The following is an 18,256-nucleotide window of genomic DNA, read 5'->3' as shown; positions in this document are numbered from 1 at the left end:
TTTTGGCATATTCATGCCAAAACACCTCGCGGGACAGTGGTGTGTGAACAGTAACTATCACAATAACACCATGATTATAAACGTTTGACAGGAATTGTCAAATTCCGATTTCTGTGTTATTCTGAAAAAAATGGTTGCTGTTCAGTATGCATTGCGAAGCGTGCAGATTTCGGGAATGATTTTTCAGACACGCTCTAAGAGCAGAGTGGACGGTAATAAAATTGCAGACAGTGGAGTGGTGGATCATGAAGTATGGAAAGATAAGAATAGAAGATGGATTTCTGGTTTTTACCAGACATATGATGATAAACAATCTTCCATGTAAAGACATTGTATGGGCATATATGCGAAAAGAGGGAGCAGATGAAGGTGATGACAGACAGCTGAGTGTAAATTATCTTGTAATTGTTACCAGACGTAAGAAGAGATACAAGTTCGATATGACAGAAAAAGAGATTCATGAGTGTATCCGCATTCTTAAGATATTAAACCCGGATATGGCAACAGGTTTTCCGAAGGGCGGCAGGATATCTCTTCATAGTCTGCCGAATACCAGAGATCTGGGTGCGATCGTTACAGCTGATGACAGACACATCCTGCCGAGGAGGCTTCTGAGAAGCGGGGAACTTTATCACATTTCAGAGAGCGATAAGAACAGACTTAGAGAAGAATACAATCTGAAGACGGTGATCGACCTGCGTTCGGCAGAAGAGAGAAAATGTAAACCGGATACTATTATAGCAGAAGTAGAATACTACCATGTACCGGTTGTGGATGAGGATGTGCAGGTTATCAGCAACAGAGAACAGTTTGTGAAAATGCTTGCAGGACTCCCGGATGATATGGAAGAATATATGATCAGACAGTACAGGAATTTATGCATGGATCAGCTGGTGTTGAAACAGTATGCGAAGTTTATCGATATTCTTTTCAGGCAGGAAAAAGGTGCTGTTTTGTGGCATTGCGGAACTGGAAAGGACCGTACAGGGATCGGGACTGCTTTTCTGCTCAGTCTGCTGGGGGTGGAGGAAGATGTGATATATGAAGACTATCTGCGCACAAACCGTTATATGGAGCCCAAACTGGTATATATGCAGAGACTTGTACAGACCTGGCCGGAGGCAGATGAGAAAATGACCGAGAAGCTTCCAATTATATATAATGTAAAAGAGGAGTATCTGGCTGCTGTTTTTGAAACAGTGAAAAAGACTTATGGTTCTATGGAAAAGTTTTTCCAGACCGTATTTTATCTGAAACCGAAAATGATCGAAGAGTTCAGAAATAAATATCTGATATAGGCAGTTAATTTGATGTTTTTACAAAAGCTGTCACAGAAAGACATTTGTTTTTGTGCGAAAAATTTATTGACAAAATCACGATTATTGATATAATGGTAACCATACGAGCTATTTATTATATTAACGTGGTGAAAATGTACACGTTGAAAGCAGGTGGGACATGCAGAAGAGAGTATTATCCCTGTTAGTAGATAATACTGCAGGTGTAACAACCAGAGTATCTGGATTATTCAGCCGCAGAGGCTATAACATCGACAGCATTACCGGAGGTGTAACAGCGGACGAGCGTTTTTCCAGAATTACCGTTGTGTGCAGCGGGGATGAACTGATTCTGGAGCAGATCACGAATCAGCTTGCCAAGCTTGTAGATGTAAGAGATATTAAGATCCTGGAGCCGGACAACAGCGTATGCCATGAATTAATGATGATCAAGGTGGCTGCGAAACCGGAGCAGAGACAGGGACTCATTTCCATAGCGGATGTTTTCCATGCGAAAGTCGCAGACGTAAGTGTGGATTCCATGATACTGGAGATGACAGGTAACCATAATAAACTGGAAGCATTTCTTGAGCTGATGGGCGATTACGAGATTCTCGAACTTGCACGTACAGGAATGACCGGTTTATCAAGAGGTTCGCAGGATGTAACCTATTTCTGATGAAAAGACCGGAAGGCTTTTCGGAATGCAGGAAATGGAAGAATATCTCAGAAACAGTACATATATAGTTTGCTAGGGGAGCATCCCTTAACGATAAATTTTTTTACGATTAGCAGGAGGAAAATAAAATGGCTAACAAGATTTTTTATCAGGAAGATTGTAATTTAAGCTTACTGGATGGTAAAAAAATTGCAATTATTGGATACGGAAGCCAGGGACATGCACATGCTCTGAACTTAAAGGATTCCGGATGTGATGTCATTATCGGTCTTTATGAAGGCAGCAAATCCTGGAAGAGAGCTGAAGAGCAGGGCTTTAAGGTATATACAGCAGCTGAAGCAGCTAAACAGGCAGATATCATCATGATTCTTATCAATGATGAATTACAGGCTAAACTTTACAAAGAATCCATCGAGCCAAACCTTGAAGAAGGCAACATGTTAATGTTTGCTCATGGTTTCAATATCCATTTCGGATGCATCAAACCACCAAAGAATGTTGACGTTACAATGATCGCTCCTAAAGCACCTGGTCATACAGTAAGAAGTGAGTATCAGGCTGGAAAAGGAACACCTTGTCTTATCGCTGTAGAGCAGGATTACACAGGAAAAGCTCAGGATCTTGCATTGGCATATGGTCTTGGAATCGGCGGAGCAAGAGCTGGTCTTCTTGAAACTACATTCCGTGTAGAGACAGAGACAGACCTCTTTGGTGAGCAGGCTGTACTTTGCGGTGGTGTTTGCGCACTTATGCAGGCAGGTTTCGAAACACTTGTTGAAGCTGGTTATGATCCAAGAAATGCATACTTTGAATGTATTCATGAAATGAAACTGATCGTAGACCTGATCTATCAGTCAGGATTCGCAGGAATGAGATATTCTATCTCCAACACTGCTGAATATGGTGATTACATCACAGGACCTAAGATCATCACAGAAGATACAAAGAAAGCTATGAAGAAAATTCTTTCTGATATCCAGGATGGTACATTTGCAAAAGACTTCTTACTTGATATGTCTGATGCAGGTGCACAGGTTCACTTCAAAGCTATGAGAAAGAAAGCTTCTGAGCATCAGTCTGAGAAAGTTGGCGAAGAAATCCGTAAACTTTACAGCTGGAATGGCGAAGACAAACTTATCAACAACTAATCTGAATATGATTAAATTAAAATCCCCTGCTGAATGGCAGGGGATTTTTTATGTTATAGGAAATTACTCCGTAATGTTCCTATAACATAAAAAAGCCCTCCGGGCAGGATCGCACTGCGACGGAGAGGAATTATGTCGCTGAAGCGACCCGCCGCAGGCGGAGAATCCTGCAAGCAGGATTCTTTCTTGTATGTACTGACTCAATGATGGTTGTTTGTTCTGTATTATGCAATTCTTAAGATTATGCATAATATAACAAGATGCAAATCAATCTCAGCATTTTATAATTCGACAATCTGTCCTTTTTCTACGTCATATCTGCAGTACTTACCATTTCCGGAAATAAATGGCTGATATGTATCTGTCCTGTTATCTTTAAGATATACAATTCCGGTAGCGATCATCTCCACTAATGAAAAGCGTTCGCTGAGACTGGAAATCCACTTATATGTTTTGTTCTTTGATGAACTTGCCATAACCATATTGTAGGCATGTCCGTCTTCGGTGGCTTCCAGAGAAAAATATACTTTCTCTGCCTTATCAGGAGCATCGAAGACCTGACTTGTAATATAGGAAGAAAAATTGGTGCTTACAAAATTTCGGAAAGATTTCATATCATAAGTGATTCCGGATACTTCGTCTGTGATTTTATCTCCGCGTTCCAGACGAGTTCTAATAATCTTTAGTACCTCTACAGTCCAGTTGATAAAAGAGATACTACTGTAATTCATACTTTCCATCAACTGTTCGATTAGTTTGCGTGACAGGATATTGGAGCGTATTGCCTCATCATAAAGTTCTTTGTTCATGACATTTTCCCTCTTTTTTGATTATTTGTAACTATTCAGCAGTCTACTATCCCGCGAGGTGTTTTGGCATGAACATGCCAAAATCCCGAGACATACAAGTCAAAATCCCATCGCCGAAGGCGATTTTTAATGGATTTTGACTCGTAACTGTGAAGGTACTGAACAGTTACGATTATTTTATGTTTGTTATAGTGTTTCCGCACATTTCTATGTTATACTGATTATAAATCTGTTTGTTGTAAAATGCAACAAAAAATGGACGAATAAATAAAAATATTTGTGAACAGTAACGAATATATTGTTGCCTGTATTTTTGTTTCTCGGAAGGATAATGAGATATAAGGAAAATTGAGGAGGAATAAAATGGAGATAGAAGAAGAGTTTATTTCGGGATTTTGCAGAACATGTAATGGAGGGCAGACTGTCTGCTGCGAATATACGATGGAAGGAGATAAAAGAACCCTCACATTTATGGATTGTGCACATGACAGATGTGTGAATTATGCTGCCTGTGAAATCTACAAACAGGCACATGAAATGGAACGATAAGAATATGTGAGGGTGTACGAAAAGCAGTGAACTGCGAAATGTATTGCTGAGAACGGAGGGGACAGTAACCCGCAAATGCTGTAATTATCGGATTAACCGGAGTTAGAATCAAACATATATGAAAAATAGGCATCTTTGAATGCAGAATAGTTATTTCTGGAAATAGGGACAGAGGAAATGCCGGTAGTGACCATAGTTCTTGTAAACTGTTTTATGTGCGACAGGTTTACAATATAGCTTCGGTGACATTTAAAGAATCCTTTTGCCGGAGTAAAGATCCCTTCGCACTTTGCAAATAATTCGCGGATTTTTAAAGTAGTTCCATTTGAAAGGCAGACCAGAACCTGTTTATTCTGAGCTTCCAGATAATCTACATCATTGAGCGTAATTGAGCAGAATCCATCTGCAGTATGTGCGACGAAAGTTTCCGCCGGAACATTATAAGTTTTAAAAAAATCATCCATAACAGAAAAAAGTTTCAGAGTATTTACTGGTTTTAAAAGATAATGAAAAGCTTTTACATCATAGGAATCCAAGGCAAATTCTCTGGAAGAAGTCAGAAAAATCACAGGAACAGTCAGTCCCATGCTGCGTATTTCTCTTGCTGTATCTATGCCGTTTAATAATGGCATGATGATATCGAGAAAGATCAGATCTATCGGAATTGTCCGGAGAGCTGTTAACAGATCATCGCCGTTGGAATATGGATACAGGGTAAGTGAAAAATCATTTTTTTTCGCCCAGTGCGTCAGGAGTGAACTTAATTCCCGGGTAAAGAGTATTTCATCATCACAAATTGCAATATTCATAATTTTTATCAAAACCTTTCTGTGAGTGAATAAATGTTATGTATTGTATCCGGCAGTGGAAATCCTGTGTCAGATGATAATTCGCAGGACAAAGCAATGGTCCACGATAGAAAAATGACATTGTCCATGCAATTGTTCCACATAATAAATAATACTCCTGACACCGATTCCATGCCCGTTTCTGGTAGAAACCGGAACTCCATCTACAAATGCCGGAATTTTTTCTACGGGATTTTCCAGTTGGAACAGAATGTGATTCTTTTTCTGTGAAAGAGTAAGCCGGGCCCATTTTGAAGGTGATTCCAGCTGCTCCAGTGCATGCATGGAGTTTTCCAGCGCATTGGACAGGATTGTACAGAGGGACAGATCGGAGCATGGAAGTTCTTTTCCTGTAGAAACATTGCATATAAGAGACAATCCTCTGTCTGTGAAACGGGAATGATAAATGGAAAGCACAGAGTTCAGCATTTCATTTCCGGAATAGGCGGCGATGATCGTATCGTCATATGCAGAATTAATTTCATGGATGTATTCCTGTGCTTTATCCGGATGTCCGTTTTGCAGCTGGGTCAGAATAATACTCAGATGGTGGCGCATATCATGCCGCAGGATCGCCAGTCTCTGGCTGCTGATCTTTACCTGTTCAATTTCGTTTTGCATGGATTGAAGCTGCATTTCACGAAGATTGCTGTATTGCGTTATCTCCTGTTTATTCTCATATTCCTGAAAGTAGATGATGAGAAATACCAGGTAGGCAATGCAGAATGCAAATCCCATGAACTCAACAACTGCTTTATTTCCGGAATAAAGTAAAGTTGAAAACTTGGTGGAAGCATAATCAAAAACGTAATATACAAATGGCAGGAAACCGATGATGGAAAGCTCACGTGCATTCTTTGTAAAAATTGTTTTTGTAGATCGAAATACATATCGATAAAGAAGGACAAAAGTTAAGGTTGTTGTTAAGATCCGCACAGAATAATAACACCACTGTAATCCTGTTATTGCCAAAGCGAATAATCCGGTCCAGTTGCTTATCTGGCAACACAGATAGGCAGAAAAGACAGAAACAGCGGAAGAAATCAGAGGATACTTATAATGAACGGAGAGGAATAAAACCAATGGAAAATGTACGATCAGAGGATAGGACATATTTGCAAGAGTTTCCCCAAATAATGCCAGATCAATTACATATAACAGTCCCTGCCCTAAAAATAACAGAAACATAGTCAGGATATTTTTTCTGATCGGTTTGATCCCAAGAAAAAATGCAGAACAGTAAATTCCAAAGAGCATGGTAGTGACACCATGAACAGCAGATAAAATCTGTTCAGACATAACAGCACCTCCGTCTGATAAGGATTAATAAAATTTATCATCAAAATGTTGTATATATATCAAGTATAAAAGATTTCAAATTTAAAGACAACCTTTTTCCATACCATTCACGCCATATAATTACTGTTCGCGTGAAAGAGAAAAAATGCTGTTGTTCTGTGTTATAATCAGTCTATAAAGGAATATCGAAAAAACATACGAGGAAGGAGATGAAAGAGAGAACATATTTAACGATATACCGGCGCTAGATGAAAAAAGAAAAACAGAAGAAAAACAGACCTGATGGAGAAGTACCATGCAGGTCTGTTTTTATATCATTCTTTCCTGTTTTTACTTATTTACATCAATATAACTGTACAATGTATATTTGGAGATTCCGAAATAATTTGCAACCTTATCTCCGGATTTGGTAATAAGGAAAGCACCTGCATCATTTAAGAACTGAATAGCAGTAACCTTATCCTCCTTATTCATTAAAGGAACAGGTTTGCCTACCAGAGCTACAGATTCTTCGATCAGATGATCAAGAAGATCATTGACATTATGAGTGATCTCTTTGGGTTTCTCTTCCTTATTTTCCGGAGTGACAAGAGAATGAAGGGCAGATTCGATCATAGTAAGCTTGGTAATGTCATAATTGATTCCGAAAACATAATGAAGGGTACCATCGTCATCATGAATGTAGGAAGTGCTGCACTTCAGGATCTTGCCGTCTGCTGTTTTCATCAGATAACCGGTATGGTCTTCGGGGGTTGCTCCTTTTTCCTGATTGCGGATCGCATCAAAAACAGCATTGGATGGTCCGTCTCCGATATCTCTGTTTGTAACATGACCATTTACGATGTAGACGATGGAATGTTCCGGCTCCGAAGTTTTCAGATCATGGATTACTACTTCACAGTCAGGTCCGAACTGGGAAGCAAGATCAGCAGCGATTTGTTTTAACACAGTAAGTCGTCCCATTTGATTTCCTCCTATTAATATAACTTTTAAACGGATCATAACCGAATCAGGCGGGGCTTCTATAGTCTGAGCAGTAACAGTCATTCGATTATGAGCATGTAGTAAAGCGGATAAATTTATCCGTCAAAACGTTCAGTGCAGACACATGGAAACTGCACATTTTTTATATTCTATCATAAAAAAAAGGAAATAAAAAGAGCCTAAAAAAAATAAATGTGAATACCTTAAAAAATTTGTGATTATAATCATAAATCATTGAAGTGATATAGGAATCGTGGTATATTTTAAACATGAGAATTGCGATAAGTTAGAGCGTGTCTGAAAAAGGCTTTCTGCAAGATGTGCGTCACAATTTGTGGGATATTTTGCCCGGATGAGGGCGCCGTAGTGGGCTACGGCAACTGAATTCGGGTGAAATATCCCGCAAAGTGGGGCGTTCAGATTGTGGGAATGATTTTTCAGACACGCTCTAGGGGTAAAATACTTTTTGTCCCTAACTTATAATAAAGAAAGGGGTGTCAGAAACAGTGAAAACTTTACTGAAGAATGGTACAGTAGTATCGGGGGATATGTCTGTCAGAGAAGATGTTCTTATAGATGGAGAGAAGATTGTAAAAGTAGGCCGGAATCTGGAAGCAGAGGATGCACAGGTAGTTGATGTAAACGGTAAGCTGCTTTTTCCGGGATTTATAGACGGACATACACATTTTGACCTGGAAGTGGCAGGAACAGTGACGGCAGATGATTTTGAAACAGGAACAAGAGCTGCCATTGCAGGAGGAACAACTCTGGTGATCGATTATGCGTCTCAGGATAAAGGTGGTCATACGCTGAAGGAAGGCCTTGAGAAGTGGCATAAGAAAGCAGATGGGAAATGTTCCTGTGATTATTCTTTCCATATGTCTGTTGTGGAATGGAATGAGGAAACTGAGAGAGAAATACAGGATATGATCAATGAAGGGATTACCAGTTTTAAGCTTTACATGACTTATCCGGCAATGATCGTAGATGACGGTGACCTTTATAAGATTATTAAGAAATTAAATGAATATGGATGTTTTGCAGGGGTACATTGTGAGAATGCAGGGGCAATCGATGCTTTGATCGCAGAAGCCAAAAAAGAGGGACGTCTGGGACCTGAGAATCACCCGTTGGTGCGTCCGGATATTATGGAGGCAGAGGCAGTTCACCGCCTTCTTGTGATCGCAGATGCAGCAGATGCTCCTGTAATGGTAGTACATCTTACCAACCGGAAAGCATTTGAAGAAGTGATGCGTGCCAGAATGAACGGACAAAAGGTATATGCGGAAACCTGTCCGCAGTATCTGCTTCTGGATGACAGTGTATATTCAAAACCGGATTTTGAAGGTGCCAAATACGTGTGTGCACCTCCAATCCGTAAGAAAGCAGATCAGGACTGCCTGTGGAAAGCACTGGCGAATGATCAGATCCAGACGGTTGCAACTGACCAGTGCAGCTTTACAATGGAGCAGAAAGCTCTTGGTAAAGATGATTTCACGAAGATTCCGGGAGGGCTGCCGGGAGTACAGACGAGAGGAACTCTGCTTTATACATACGGTGTACGCACAGGCAGGATCACGCAGGAACAGATGTGCCGTCTGTTAAGTGAGAATGCAGCTAAACTTTACGGAGTGTATCCCAATAAGGGCGTGATACGTGAGGGAAGTGATGCAGATATTGTTGTATTTGATCCTGAGAAGGAAAACGTTATCTCTGCAAAGACACATCTGTATCATACGGATAATAATCCATATGAGGGATTTAAGCTTCATGGAGATATTGACAGCGTATATTTAAGAGGAGCTCATGTGGTGCAGGATGGAAAAGTAATTCTGGAGAAAACAGGAAAATATATTAAACGCGGTAATAAGCAGTGAATATAAAGAATAACAAGAGGTGACAGAAAATGAAACATGAAGTAAATGCAATGGGAAAACAGTGCCCGATTCCGGTAGTGATGACAAAGAAGGTTATTGATAATGCGGCAGTCGGTGATGAGATTGAAATTCTGATCGATAATGAAACCGCAGTGAATAATCTGAGCAGACTTGCAAATAAAACAGGCTGTACGTTTGTATCTGAAAAACTGGGAGACAAAAAGTATCAGGTGAAGATGGCAGTACAGACTGAACAGACAGGTGGTACCTTGGAAGGAGAGGAATTTGTCTGCGAAGCACCGCATAAAAAAGTGACGGTAGCGGTAATCTCCTCAAATGTTATGGGAAATGGTGATGATGAACTGGGAAAGATTTTGATCAAAGGATTTATCTATGCCCTTTCTCAGATGGAAACACATCCGGATACAATCCTTTTCTATAATGGAGGTGCAAAACTTACAACAGAAGACTCTGAAAGTCTGGAAGATCTGAAAAAGATGGAAGAAGAGGGCGTGGAAATCCTGACCTGCGGTACCTGCCTGAAGCATTATGGACTGATGGAGAAACTGATGGTTGGAAAAGTTACCGATATGTATACGATTGCAGAGCGTATGACAGGTGCAGATAAGGTGATTCGTCCGTAAGAAAATGAAGGCCATCATATCTGAGAAAAAAGACAGATATGATGGTATTTTGAACTTTTATTGCAATTTCTGTTCCCTGATATTGTGGTATCTGGCATATCCGGTAAGAATCAGAGTCAGGGCACCATCGCCTGTTACGTTACAGGCTGTCCCAAAACTGTCCTGAAGGGCAAAGATAGTCAGCATCAGAGCTGTAGCAGAATCGCCGAATTTCAGGATACCGGTGATAATACCGAGAGATGCCATAACAGTGCCTCCCGGTACACCCGGAGCACCAATGGCAAAAATTCCAAGCAGGACACAGAAAAGAACCATGGCCCCCGGCGCAGGAACTGCACCATAAAGAATTTTGGAGATTGCCATACAGAAGAATACTTCTGTGAGGACAGAACCACAGAGATGAATATTGGCAAACAGCGGAATACCAAAATCTACCAGATCCTTTCGGAGAGGTTTTGCCCTGTGTGCGCATTGGAGGGCGACCGGCACTGTGGCAGCAGATGACATGGTACCTATGGCTGTGAGGTAGGCGGGACCATAATGTTTCACAACTTTCAGAGGATTTTCTCTGGAATAAATTCCTGCAAGTATATATAGAAGAGCTATCCAGATAAAATGTCCGATCAGAACAATGACGATTACCTGAAGGAATACAGGAAGCTGTCTGGTGATTGTTCCTTCGTATGCCAGTGAACAGAAAGTCAGTCCGATGAAGTATGGGAGAATCGGAATAATGACTCTTGATACAATAGCCAGTATGATCTTCTGAAATTCTTCAAGAAAAGAAGAAATCAGACTGGCTTTTGTCCATGCAGATGCAAGTCCCAGCATAATGGCCAGTACAAGTGCACTCATGACAGGCATTATCTGTGGAATGGAAAGTTCAAAAACTACATCCGGCAAAGCTTTGAGATGACTGGCAGTGGAGCTGAAGGACAAATGTGGGATCAGCAGGTATCCGGATAATGCAGAGAATAAAGCAGCTCCCAGTGAGGAAGCATAAGCAATACTGACTGCAACACCTAACATTCTGGAAGCATTGTTTCCGAGTCTGGTAATAGATGGTGCGATAAATCCAATGATGATCAGCGGAACAGAAAAGCTGATCAGCTGACCAAGAATATACTTCGATGTTACAACCACATTCAGTACTGCAGTCGTAATGGCAGATTCATCTATTATATTAAGAAGAAGTCCGATACAGATTCCAAAAGCCACGCCGACAAGCAGTCTGAAGGGCAGACTGTGTAGAAAAAAGTTTTTTTTCATAATAATCCCCCTTTTTCTGTCAATTATAATATATAATGATGTCATGGTCAAAAGGTATTTTATATCGAAACAGGAGAGAGTTATGTATAGAAAAATTTATCAAATTTTGGAAGAAACAGGAAAAGTAAAAACAGCAATGGTTTTAAACGGGAATCATAAGGGCGAAAAATGTCTGATAAAAGAAAACCATTGTGTATTATCCGATGAAAATACAGCAGATTTCTGGAAAAAATATGAAGCTGATCTGGCGGAGTGCCAGGAGACAAAAGTTGTTCATATGGGAGATGTAGATTTCTTTGTGGAAATTTATGTGAAAAATCCGCAGCTTATCATTTTTGGAGGCGGACATGTTTCGCAGCCTGTTGCAAAAATTGGAAAAATGCTGGGATTTCATGTGACTGTTATGGATGACAGAGAAGATTTTGTGACTTCAGAGAGATTTCCGGATGCTGATCGGCTGATCAAAGGCAGCTATGATAAGCTTTCAGACAAAATACCGGCCTATGAAAATGCTTATTATGTGATCGTGACAAGAGGTCATCTCGGAGACAGTGCCTGTGCCAGACAGATCCTGAGACGCCCTTATACTTATCTGGGAATGATCGGCAGTAAAAATAAGGTAAAACTGACCAGAGAAAAATTACTCGGAGAAGGTTTCAGCGAAGAACAGCTCAACAGTATCCATGCACCGATTGGATTGCCGATCGGAGGACATATGCCGGCAGAGATTGCTGTAAGTATTGCTGCGGAGATCGTTCAGGAAAAGAACAGGTATGATGTTTCTTATATTGATGGAGTTGTGGAGGATGCTGTCAGGAAAAAAGAAAATGGAATTATGATCACGATCATATCCAAGAGTGGTTCTTCTCCAAGAGGGACAGGAAGTAAAATGTTTATTGATAAAGACGGGAATTCATATGGAAGCATCGGAGGCGGAAATGTAGAATTTCAGGCTTTGAAATATGCACCAGAAGCGCAGCATGGTGAAATCAGAAAATATAATCTGTCTAACCAGGGCGGTGCGAATCTGGGAATGATCTGTGGCGGCGAGGTGGAAGTCCTTTATGAATTGTTGTAGATAAACACAGAACCTACAGCGTTACTGTTCACATATCACTATCCTGCGAGGTGTTTTGGCATGAATATGCCAAAATCCCGAGACATACAAGCCAAAATTCCATTGCCACAGGCAATCTGGAATGAATTTTGGCTACGTTACTGAGAACGGAGTGAACAGTAACCCTGCAGCAATTCCGCGCAAATGGAAGAAAGCAGACAAAGCAGGACAAAACGCATACTTGAATTATCTGTAAGAATCGTGTATATTAATACATAAAGCGAACACAGAAAACACGAGGGGACAGAGCGTGTTTGATAAAGGAGGAAACTACTTATGAAGAAATCACTTTGGCTGGTTCTTGTACTGGGACTTGCATTTGCTGCTCAGGGATGCGGATTTGATCCTACTATTGATTCCAGCGTTATGATCGTTAAAGTAACACCAACACCGGAAGTCACACCTACTCCTGAGGCTTCAGAGGCAACACCAACACCGGAAGCAACACCGACGCCGGCAGCAGAGCAGACAGCCAGTGGTGTAAAAGTAGAAGTGAAATCCGATACCTATTATGCGTCATCAGAATTAAATCTTCGTTCTGATGCAAGTGCAGATGCAGATCTGATTTCAAGTGTGGCAGCCGGAACTCAGCTGAACAGTACAGGTGTATGCGAGAATGGATGGATTCGTGTGGATTATAATGGACAGACCTGTTATGCAAGCGGAGATTTTGTGACAACAACAGCTCCGGCAGCAGACGCAGGTGAGACTGCAGCAGATACATCAGCAGATACGTCTTATGATGAAAGTGCAGAATAATCTGATGATATAAAAATTTGTATCAGTCCTCTTTAAATATATTTCTATGAGAGGTACAATAAAGGCTTTTTTGGAAAAATGTTGACAGAAATGTATAAGTAAAAGCAGAAGCTGCAGAGGATAATGACCTGTCAGCTTCTGCTTTTTTTGTCTGAAAAATACGATAGAAATCTTTTTCGGTGTGTTGTTTATGAGGATTGCTATAATACTGTAGAATGTTACTGTGGATAAATAAGTCTGTCCGGCTTGATATCATAAAGAACCTCATCCAGAAATTTTTCTGCCAGATATTTTGCCATAGGCAGATTCATATCCAGATAATTTCCGCAGTCTTTTGCAGATGCTCCCGGAACTTCACCTTCAAAATCACGTATAAATTCAAAAGTCTCGATCATAAGCGGAACGATATCCTTGGACTCATAATCTCCATTTAAAAGAAGATAATTGCCTGTACGGCATCCCATCGGTCCCCAGTAGATCATTTTAGAGCCGAACTCTTTATGATTTCTCAGGAATGTTGCTGCCAGATGCTCGATCGTGTGAAGTTCAGCAGTATTCATCACAGGTTCTTCGTTAGGAGAAGTCATACGGATATCGAAGGTAGTGATCATACTGTCGCCAACCGGATCCTTACGTGAAACATAAATTCCAGGCTGTAATTTGATATGGTCAATGGTAAAACTTGTTATTTTTTCCATTTTGGATTCCTCGCTTTCTTTTGCAGATATATTCTGACTGTTCATCAGTCTGTTGTTCCGGTTTCACTGCAAAAAGGGAAGGTACAGAACTGAACAGCCATATACATTTTAACAGGCAATCAGAAAGAAGTAAACACAGGAAACATTCACAATCTGAACATTTTGTGAAAAGAGTTGTTTTTTTTCTGAGATAGGTTATAATCAGATTGTTGTAAATGATTTCGGAGGTAAAGGAAAATGAAAAGAAAATTACTGGCAGCACTTTGTGTTACAGCTATGTCAGCAGGTTTACTGGCAGGATGTGGCAGCAGTGATAAAACAGAAGAGAGTACAAAAACAGAGGAAACAGCGAAAGAGGAGACTTCTTCTCAGGAAGAGACGGAGACAAAAGCTGCTTCTTCTGACAGTGATAATGTAGCAAGTGAAGAAGAGGCAGAAAAAGCAGGATTTTCTGATGGTTCTGATGAAAAGAGTGATTCTGCTGATACAGATTCTGAAAATAAAGATTCTTCAGACAGCAGTACAACCAGTGTGCTTCTGGATACTTCCAAAGAACTGACAGGAATTCATCACGCAGAGATTGAAGTAAAGGATTACGGTACGATTGATGTGGAACTGGATGCAGATACAGCACCGATCACAGTGACAAATTTCGTGAAACTCGCACAGGAAGGTTTTTATGACGGACTGACATTCCACCGTATCATGGATGGATTCATGATCCAGGGTGGTGATCCCAACGGAGACGGAACAGGTGGATCAAAAGAGAATATTAAGGGTGAGTTCAGCAACAATGGAGTAGACAATGATATTTCCCACACAAGAGGGACTATTTCCATGGCAAGAGCCAGTGATCCGGACAGCGCAAGCTCGCAGTTCTTTATTGTTCAGGCAGACAGTACATTCCTGGACGGAGATTATGCAGGATTTGGCCATGTAACAGAAGGTATGGATATTGTTGATAAGATCTGCGAGGATGCAAAACCGACAGACGACAATGGAACAATCCCGTCAGATCAGCAGCCGGTTATTGAGAAGATCACAATTACGGATTAAGTAAAGCAGAAAATAAAGCAAGTGTCCGAAAAACAGAACAAAAATTGAAAAAAGGCACAGCAAAAAACAGCAGGGAAGATATGAAAAAATCTTTCCTGCTGTTTGGTTTAAGAAGGGAACAATTACGGATTAATTTTTGATTACCAGTACCGGGATTGGCGGATTGTTGGGGCGGTTGTAGTAATCGCTTTTGATTACCAGGTATTGATGGGAATCAAGATTTTTCAGCCAGTCAAGGATCTGATCCCTCTCTTCAAATCCGGAATCGCCACCACTGTAGATGCAAAGAGAAATCATCCCGCCTTTTTTCAGAAGTGTTAAAGCCTGAGTCAGCGCCTGAATGCTGGTTTCTCCTCTGGTTGCAAGTGAATGATCTCCGCCGGGCAGATAGCCGAAATTAAAGACAATGCAGCTTACACTGTCTGGTGTAGCATATTCTGCCATATTTGCATGAGATTCCAGAAGCAGAGTATAATTTTCCGGAGCATGTCCGGCAGTCAGTTTCTCTTGGGTTGCAGCCAGTGCCTGCTCCTGAATATCAAAGGCAAGGACCTTTCCTGATTTTCCGCATAGCTGCGAAAGCAGAAGCGTATCATTTCCGTTTCCCATTGTAGCATCAATACAGAAGTCTCCTTCCTGTACCTGCTGTCTGATAAAAGCTGCGCACCATTGCGTGATCTGATAATTCTTCATATATTCCTATATTCCTCCACAAAGTCATACACCGGATTTATATGTTGATATCAGTATATTATAGTAATCCGGTCTGTCAGTTAAGTCAGGTAGAGTCCAGCGCAAATTATGGATATCTGACTGATTATTATTATAATGCAGGAAATCTTTATAAACAACGGTTAAGTGTAATCTTGCTGAGGTTCACCTGCAATATCCTATTGTCCTGATGTTACTGTTCACATACCTCTATCCCGCGAGGTGTTTTGGCATGAATATGCCAAAATCCCGAGACATACAAGCCAAAATTCCATTGCCGTAGGCAATCTGGAATGAATTTTGGCTACGTTACTGTGAACAGTAACGTTCTGATTGTTTCGCAAATAAAACAAATCACTTATTGCATTTTTGATAATAATTAGTCTATAATAAATAGAATTGTAAAAGTCAGAATCCTGTTATCAAAGATGAATTATGATAGATTTTGACATGTAAGTATAAAGACGTAGAAACAGCCAGAAATAATATGGTTCGGAGAAAGAGGTAAAGGAAAATGACACTGGAAGGAAAAACAGTATTACTGGGAGTGACAGGCAGCATTGCGGCGTATAAGATTGCATATCTGGCAAGCGCGCTGAAGAAACGCCATGCAGATGTTCATGTGCTGATGACAGAGAACGCTACGAATTTTATCAATCCGATCACTTTTGAAACTCTCACAGGAAATAAATGTCTGGTGGATACCTTTGACCGGAATTTTCAGTTTCAGGTAGAGCATGTATCGATTGCAAAGAAAGCAGATGCGGTGATGATCGCACCGGCAAGTGCCAATGTGATCGGTAAACTGGCACATGGGATCGCAGATGACATGCTTACTACCACGATCATGGCATGCAAATGTAAAAAATTCATTTCCCCGGCCATGAATACCAATATGTTTGAGAATCCTGTAGTACAGGATAATTTAAAGATTCTGGAGCATTACGGATATGAAGTGATCGCTCCGGCGTGTGGATATCTGGCATGTGGTGACACAGGAGCGGGAAAAATGCCGGAACCTGAGACATTACTTGCCTATATTGAGCGCGAAGCTGCCTGTGAGAAAGATCTGAAAGGAAAGAAAATCCTTGTAACTGCAGGTCCTACACAGGAATCTGTTGATCCTGTTCGTTATCTTACCAATCATTCTTCAGGAAAAATGGGCTATGCTATTGCGAAAGCTGCCATGCTCCGAGGTGCAGATGTCACGCTGGTCAGCGGACGTACTTCAATTGAACCTCCCATGTTTGTAAATCTGATACCTGTTGTGACTGCAAGAGACATGTATGAAGCTGTAACTTCTGTCAGCAACGAACAGGACATCATTATTAAAGCTGCTGCTGTGGCAGATTACCGCCCTGCCAGAATCAGTGAAGAAAAAGTTAAGAAAAGTGACGGACAGATGTCCATAGAACTGGAAAGAACAGATGATATCCTGAAGTTTCTTGGGGAACACAAACGGCATGGACAGTTTCTCTGCGGATTTTCCATGGAGACACAGAATGTGATCGACAATTCCAGAGCCAAGCTGGCAAAGAAAAATCTGGATATGGTGGCTGCCAACAATGTGAAAGTGGAGGGCGCCGGATTTCAGGGAGATACCAATGTACTGACATTGATCACACAGGATGAGGAAATCTCTCTTCCGCTTATGAGTAAAGAAGACGCAGCTTTTAGGATCCTGGATAAAATCTTTTCGCTGATGCAGGATTCTGTCTGTTAAGGGAACAGGACGATTAAGAAATTGGAGATAAATAATTATGATTTTAGCAATTGACGTTGGAAACACCAATATTGTAGTTGGATGTATTGATGACCTGAAAACATATTTTATAGAACGCCTTTCTACTAACCGTACAAAGACGGAACTGGAATATGCGGTGGATTTAAAGAATGTTCTTGATATCTATCATATAAAAAAAACAGAGATTGAGGGCTGTATTATTTCTTCTGTAGTGCCGCAGATCACAAATATTGTGAAACTTGCCGCAGAGAAAATTCTTAAGAAAAATGCAATTGTTCTCGGACCCGGTGTAAAGACAGGACTGAACATTATGATGGATAATCCGGGACAGCTTGGCGCAGATCAGGTTGCTGATGCAGTGGCAGGAATTGCCGGTTATCCGGTGCCGTTGATCCTTATCGATATGGGAACTGCAACCACAGCGTCTGTTGTCAACAGTAAGAAGCAGTATGTAGGCGGAATGATTCTTCCGGGTGTAGGGGTTTCCCTGGATGCACTTACTGCGAGGGCTTCCCAGCTCAGCGGAATCAGTATTGATGCGCCAAGACATGTGATCGGGAAAAACACGATCGAATGTATGAAGAGCGGGGTTCTTTACAGCAATGCAGCAGCTCTGGATGGAATTATTGACAGGATCGAAGAGGAACTGGGGGAGAAGGCAACTGTAGTGGCAACCGGTGGTCTGGCAAAGAAAATCGTTCCCCATTGTAAAAGAGAAATCATTCTGGATGAGGAACTTCTTCTGAGAGGTCTTCTGATCATTTATGAGAAAAATAAGTAAGAATGTA

18 protein-coding genes and 2 pseudogenes are annotated in these 18,256 nt (G+C 40.9%); 12 read left to right on the top strand and 8 right to left on the bottom strand.

Annotated elements, in window-relative coordinates; genetic code table 11:
• Nucleotides 1-245: 245 nt before the first annotated feature.
• The 3 genes from LJE09_RS06525 (at nt 246) to ilvC (ending at nt 3,104) form a co-directional block, all read left to right on the top strand.
• Nucleotides 246-1,298 (top strand): tyrosine-protein phosphatase, encoded by a 1,053-nt coding sequence (locus tag LJE09_RS06525; RefSeq protein WP_020993720.1) that lies wholly within the window; start codon nt 246-248, stop codon nt 1,296-1,298.
• Nucleotides 1,299-1,458: 160 nt separating this feature from the next.
• Entirely contained in the window at nt 1,459-1,956 is a 498-nt protein-coding gene (gene ilvN / locus LJE09_RS06520) for an acetolactate synthase small subunit (protein WP_008704845.1), read from the top strand.
• Between the two features lie 128 nt (nt 1,957-2,084).
• Nucleotides 2,085-3,104, top strand: coding sequence for a ketol-acid reductoisomerase (gene ilvC / locus LJE09_RS06515; RefSeq protein WP_008704844.1), 1,020 nt, complete (start codon nt 2,085-2,087; stop codon nt 3,102-3,104).
• A 281-nt stretch (nt 3,105-3,385) separates the two neighbouring features.
• On the opposite strand, the gene LJE09_RS06510 is transcribed toward ilvC, so the two are convergent.
• Nucleotides 3,386-3,913 carry a hypothetical protein gene (locus LJE09_RS06510; RefSeq protein ID WP_173703051.1) on the bottom strand — a complete coding sequence of 176 codons (528 nt, stop codon included), beginning with the start codon at nt 3,911-3,913 and terminating at the stop codon, nt 3,386-3,388.
• A gap of 363 nt (nt 3,914-4,276) precedes the next feature.
• On the opposite strand from LJE09_RS06510, the gene LJE09_RS06505 reads away from it, so the two are divergent.
• Entirely contained in the window at nt 4,277-4,462 is a 186-nt protein-coding gene (locus LJE09_RS06505) for a hypothetical protein (RefSeq protein ID WP_008704840.1), read from the top strand.
• Nucleotides 4,463-4,554: 92 nt separating this feature from the next.
• On the opposite strand, the gene LJE09_RS06500 is transcribed toward LJE09_RS06505, so the two are convergent.
• The 4 genes and pseudogenes from LJE09_RS06500 to LJE09_RS18720 form a co-directional block, all read right to left on the bottom strand.
• Nucleotides 4,555-5,271, bottom strand: coding sequence for a LytR/AlgR family response regulator transcription factor (locus tag LJE09_RS06500; protein WP_227311064.1), 717 nt, complete (start codon nt 5,269-5,271; stop codon nt 4,555-4,557).
• Nucleotides 5,272-5,340: 69 nt separating this feature from the next.
• Complete coding sequence (locus LJE09_RS06495) at nt 5,341-6,609, bottom strand: sensor histidine kinase (protein ID WP_008704836.1); 1,269 nt, start codon at nt 6,607-6,609, stop codon at nt 5,341-5,343.
• A gap of 330 nt (nt 6,610-6,939) precedes the next feature.
• On the bottom strand, nt 6,940-7,572 hold the full coding sequence (locus LJE09_RS06490; RefSeq protein ID WP_020993722.1) for a helix-turn-helix transcriptional regulator: 633 nt from the start codon (nt 7,570-7,572) through the stop codon (nt 6,940-6,942).
• A 252-nt stretch (nt 7,573-7,824) separates the two neighbouring features.
• Nucleotides 7,825-7,974: pseudogene (locus LJE09_RS18720) on the bottom strand (DUF6783 domain-containing protein); the annotation flags it as partial.
• Here LJE09_RS18720 and LJE09_RS18715 point away from each other — a divergent pair.
• From LJE09_RS18715 to yedF, 3 genes and pseudogenes are all read left to right on the top strand, one after another.
• Nucleotides 7,912-8,076, top strand: a pseudogene (locus LJE09_RS18715) (DUF6783 domain-containing protein). The pseudogenes LJE09_RS18720 and LJE09_RS18715 sit on opposite strands and share 63 nt — an antisense overlap.
• A gap of 23 nt (nt 8,077-8,099) precedes the next feature.
• Complete coding sequence (gene hydA / locus LJE09_RS06485; protein WP_022381448.1) at nt 8,100-9,470, top strand: dihydropyrimidinase; 1,371 nt, start codon at nt 8,100-8,102, stop codon at nt 9,468-9,470.
• Nucleotides 9,471-9,499: 29 nt separating this feature from the next.
• Nucleotides 9,500-10,114, top strand: coding sequence for a sulfurtransferase-like selenium metabolism protein YedF (yedF, locus tag LJE09_RS06480; RefSeq protein WP_118669995.1), 615 nt, complete (start codon nt 9,500-9,502; stop codon nt 10,112-10,114).
• A 57-nt stretch (nt 10,115-10,171) separates the two neighbouring features.
• On the opposite strand, the gene LJE09_RS06475 is transcribed toward yedF, so the two are convergent.
• Nucleotides 10,172-11,383, bottom strand: coding sequence for a dicarboxylate/amino acid:cation symporter (locus tag LJE09_RS06475; protein ID WP_118669996.1), 1,212 nt, complete (start codon nt 11,381-11,383; stop codon nt 10,172-10,174).
• An 82-nt stretch (nt 11,384-11,465) separates the two neighbouring features.
• Between LJE09_RS06475 and LJE09_RS06470 the strand changes: the two genes are divergently transcribed.
• Together LJE09_RS06470 and LJE09_RS06465 are read left to right on the top strand one after the other, a co-directional pair.
• Nucleotides 11,466-12,461, top strand: coding sequence for an XdhC family protein (locus LJE09_RS06470; protein WP_227311063.1), 996 nt, complete (start codon nt 11,466-11,468; stop codon nt 12,459-12,461).
• 315 nt (nt 12,462-12,776) lie between these two features.
• The gene (locus LJE09_RS06465; RefSeq protein WP_022381452.1) at nt 12,777-13,259 is read left to right on the top strand and encodes an SH3 domain-containing protein; all 483 of its coding nucleotides are present in this window, start codon (nt 12,777-12,779) and stop codon (nt 13,257-13,259) included.
• A 218-nt stretch (nt 13,260-13,477) separates the two neighbouring features.
• On the opposite strand, the gene LJE09_RS06460 is transcribed toward LJE09_RS06465, so the two are convergent.
• Nucleotides 13,478-13,957, bottom strand: coding sequence for an S-ribosylhomocysteine lyase (locus LJE09_RS06460; RefSeq protein WP_118613380.1), 480 nt, complete (start codon nt 13,955-13,957; stop codon nt 13,478-13,480).
• A gap of 237 nt (nt 13,958-14,194) precedes the next feature.
• Here LJE09_RS06460 and LJE09_RS06455 point away from each other — a divergent pair, with 237 nt between their 5' ends.
• Nucleotides 14,195-15,013: a peptidylprolyl isomerase gene (locus LJE09_RS06455; RefSeq protein ID WP_022381454.1), complete on the top strand. Its 819-nt coding sequence runs from the start codon at nt 14,195-14,197 to the stop codon at nt 15,011-15,013.
• Nucleotides 15,014-15,142: 129 nt separating this feature from the next.
• On the opposite strand, the gene LJE09_RS06450 is transcribed toward LJE09_RS06455, so the two are convergent.
• Nucleotides 15,143-15,706 carry a class I SAM-dependent methyltransferase gene (locus LJE09_RS06450; protein ID WP_118613201.1) on the bottom strand — a complete coding sequence of 188 codons (564 nt, stop codon included), beginning with the start codon at nt 15,704-15,706 and terminating at the stop codon, nt 15,143-15,145.
• A gap of 532 nt (nt 15,707-16,238) precedes the next feature.
• Here LJE09_RS06450 and coaBC point away from each other — a divergent pair.
• Both coaBC and LJE09_RS06440 read left to right on the top strand, forming a co-directional pair.
• The gene (coaBC, locus tag LJE09_RS06445) at nt 16,239-17,447 is read left to right on the top strand and encodes a bifunctional phosphopantothenoylcysteine decarboxylase/phosphopantothenate--cysteine ligase CoaBC (RefSeq protein WP_025576962.1); all 1,209 of its coding nucleotides are present in this window, start codon (nt 16,239-16,241) and stop codon (nt 17,445-17,447) included.
• Between the two features lie 37 nt (nt 17,448-17,484).
• A complete protein-coding gene (locus LJE09_RS06440; RefSeq protein WP_025576961.1) occupies nt 17,485-18,249 on the top strand; it encodes a type III pantothenate kinase in 765 nt (254 codons plus the stop codon).
• Nucleotides 18,250-18,256 lie beyond the last annotated feature (7 nt).

The sequence above is a fragment of the Blautia sp. DFI.3.45 genome (assembly GCF_020593505.1).
Taxonomy (GTDB): Bacteria; Bacillota; Clostridia; order Lachnospirales; family Lachnospiraceae; genus Blautia_A; species Blautia_A wexlerae.
Note: the sequence above shows the minus strand (reverse complement) of the source record. Positions and strands in the feature narration are given on the sequence as shown.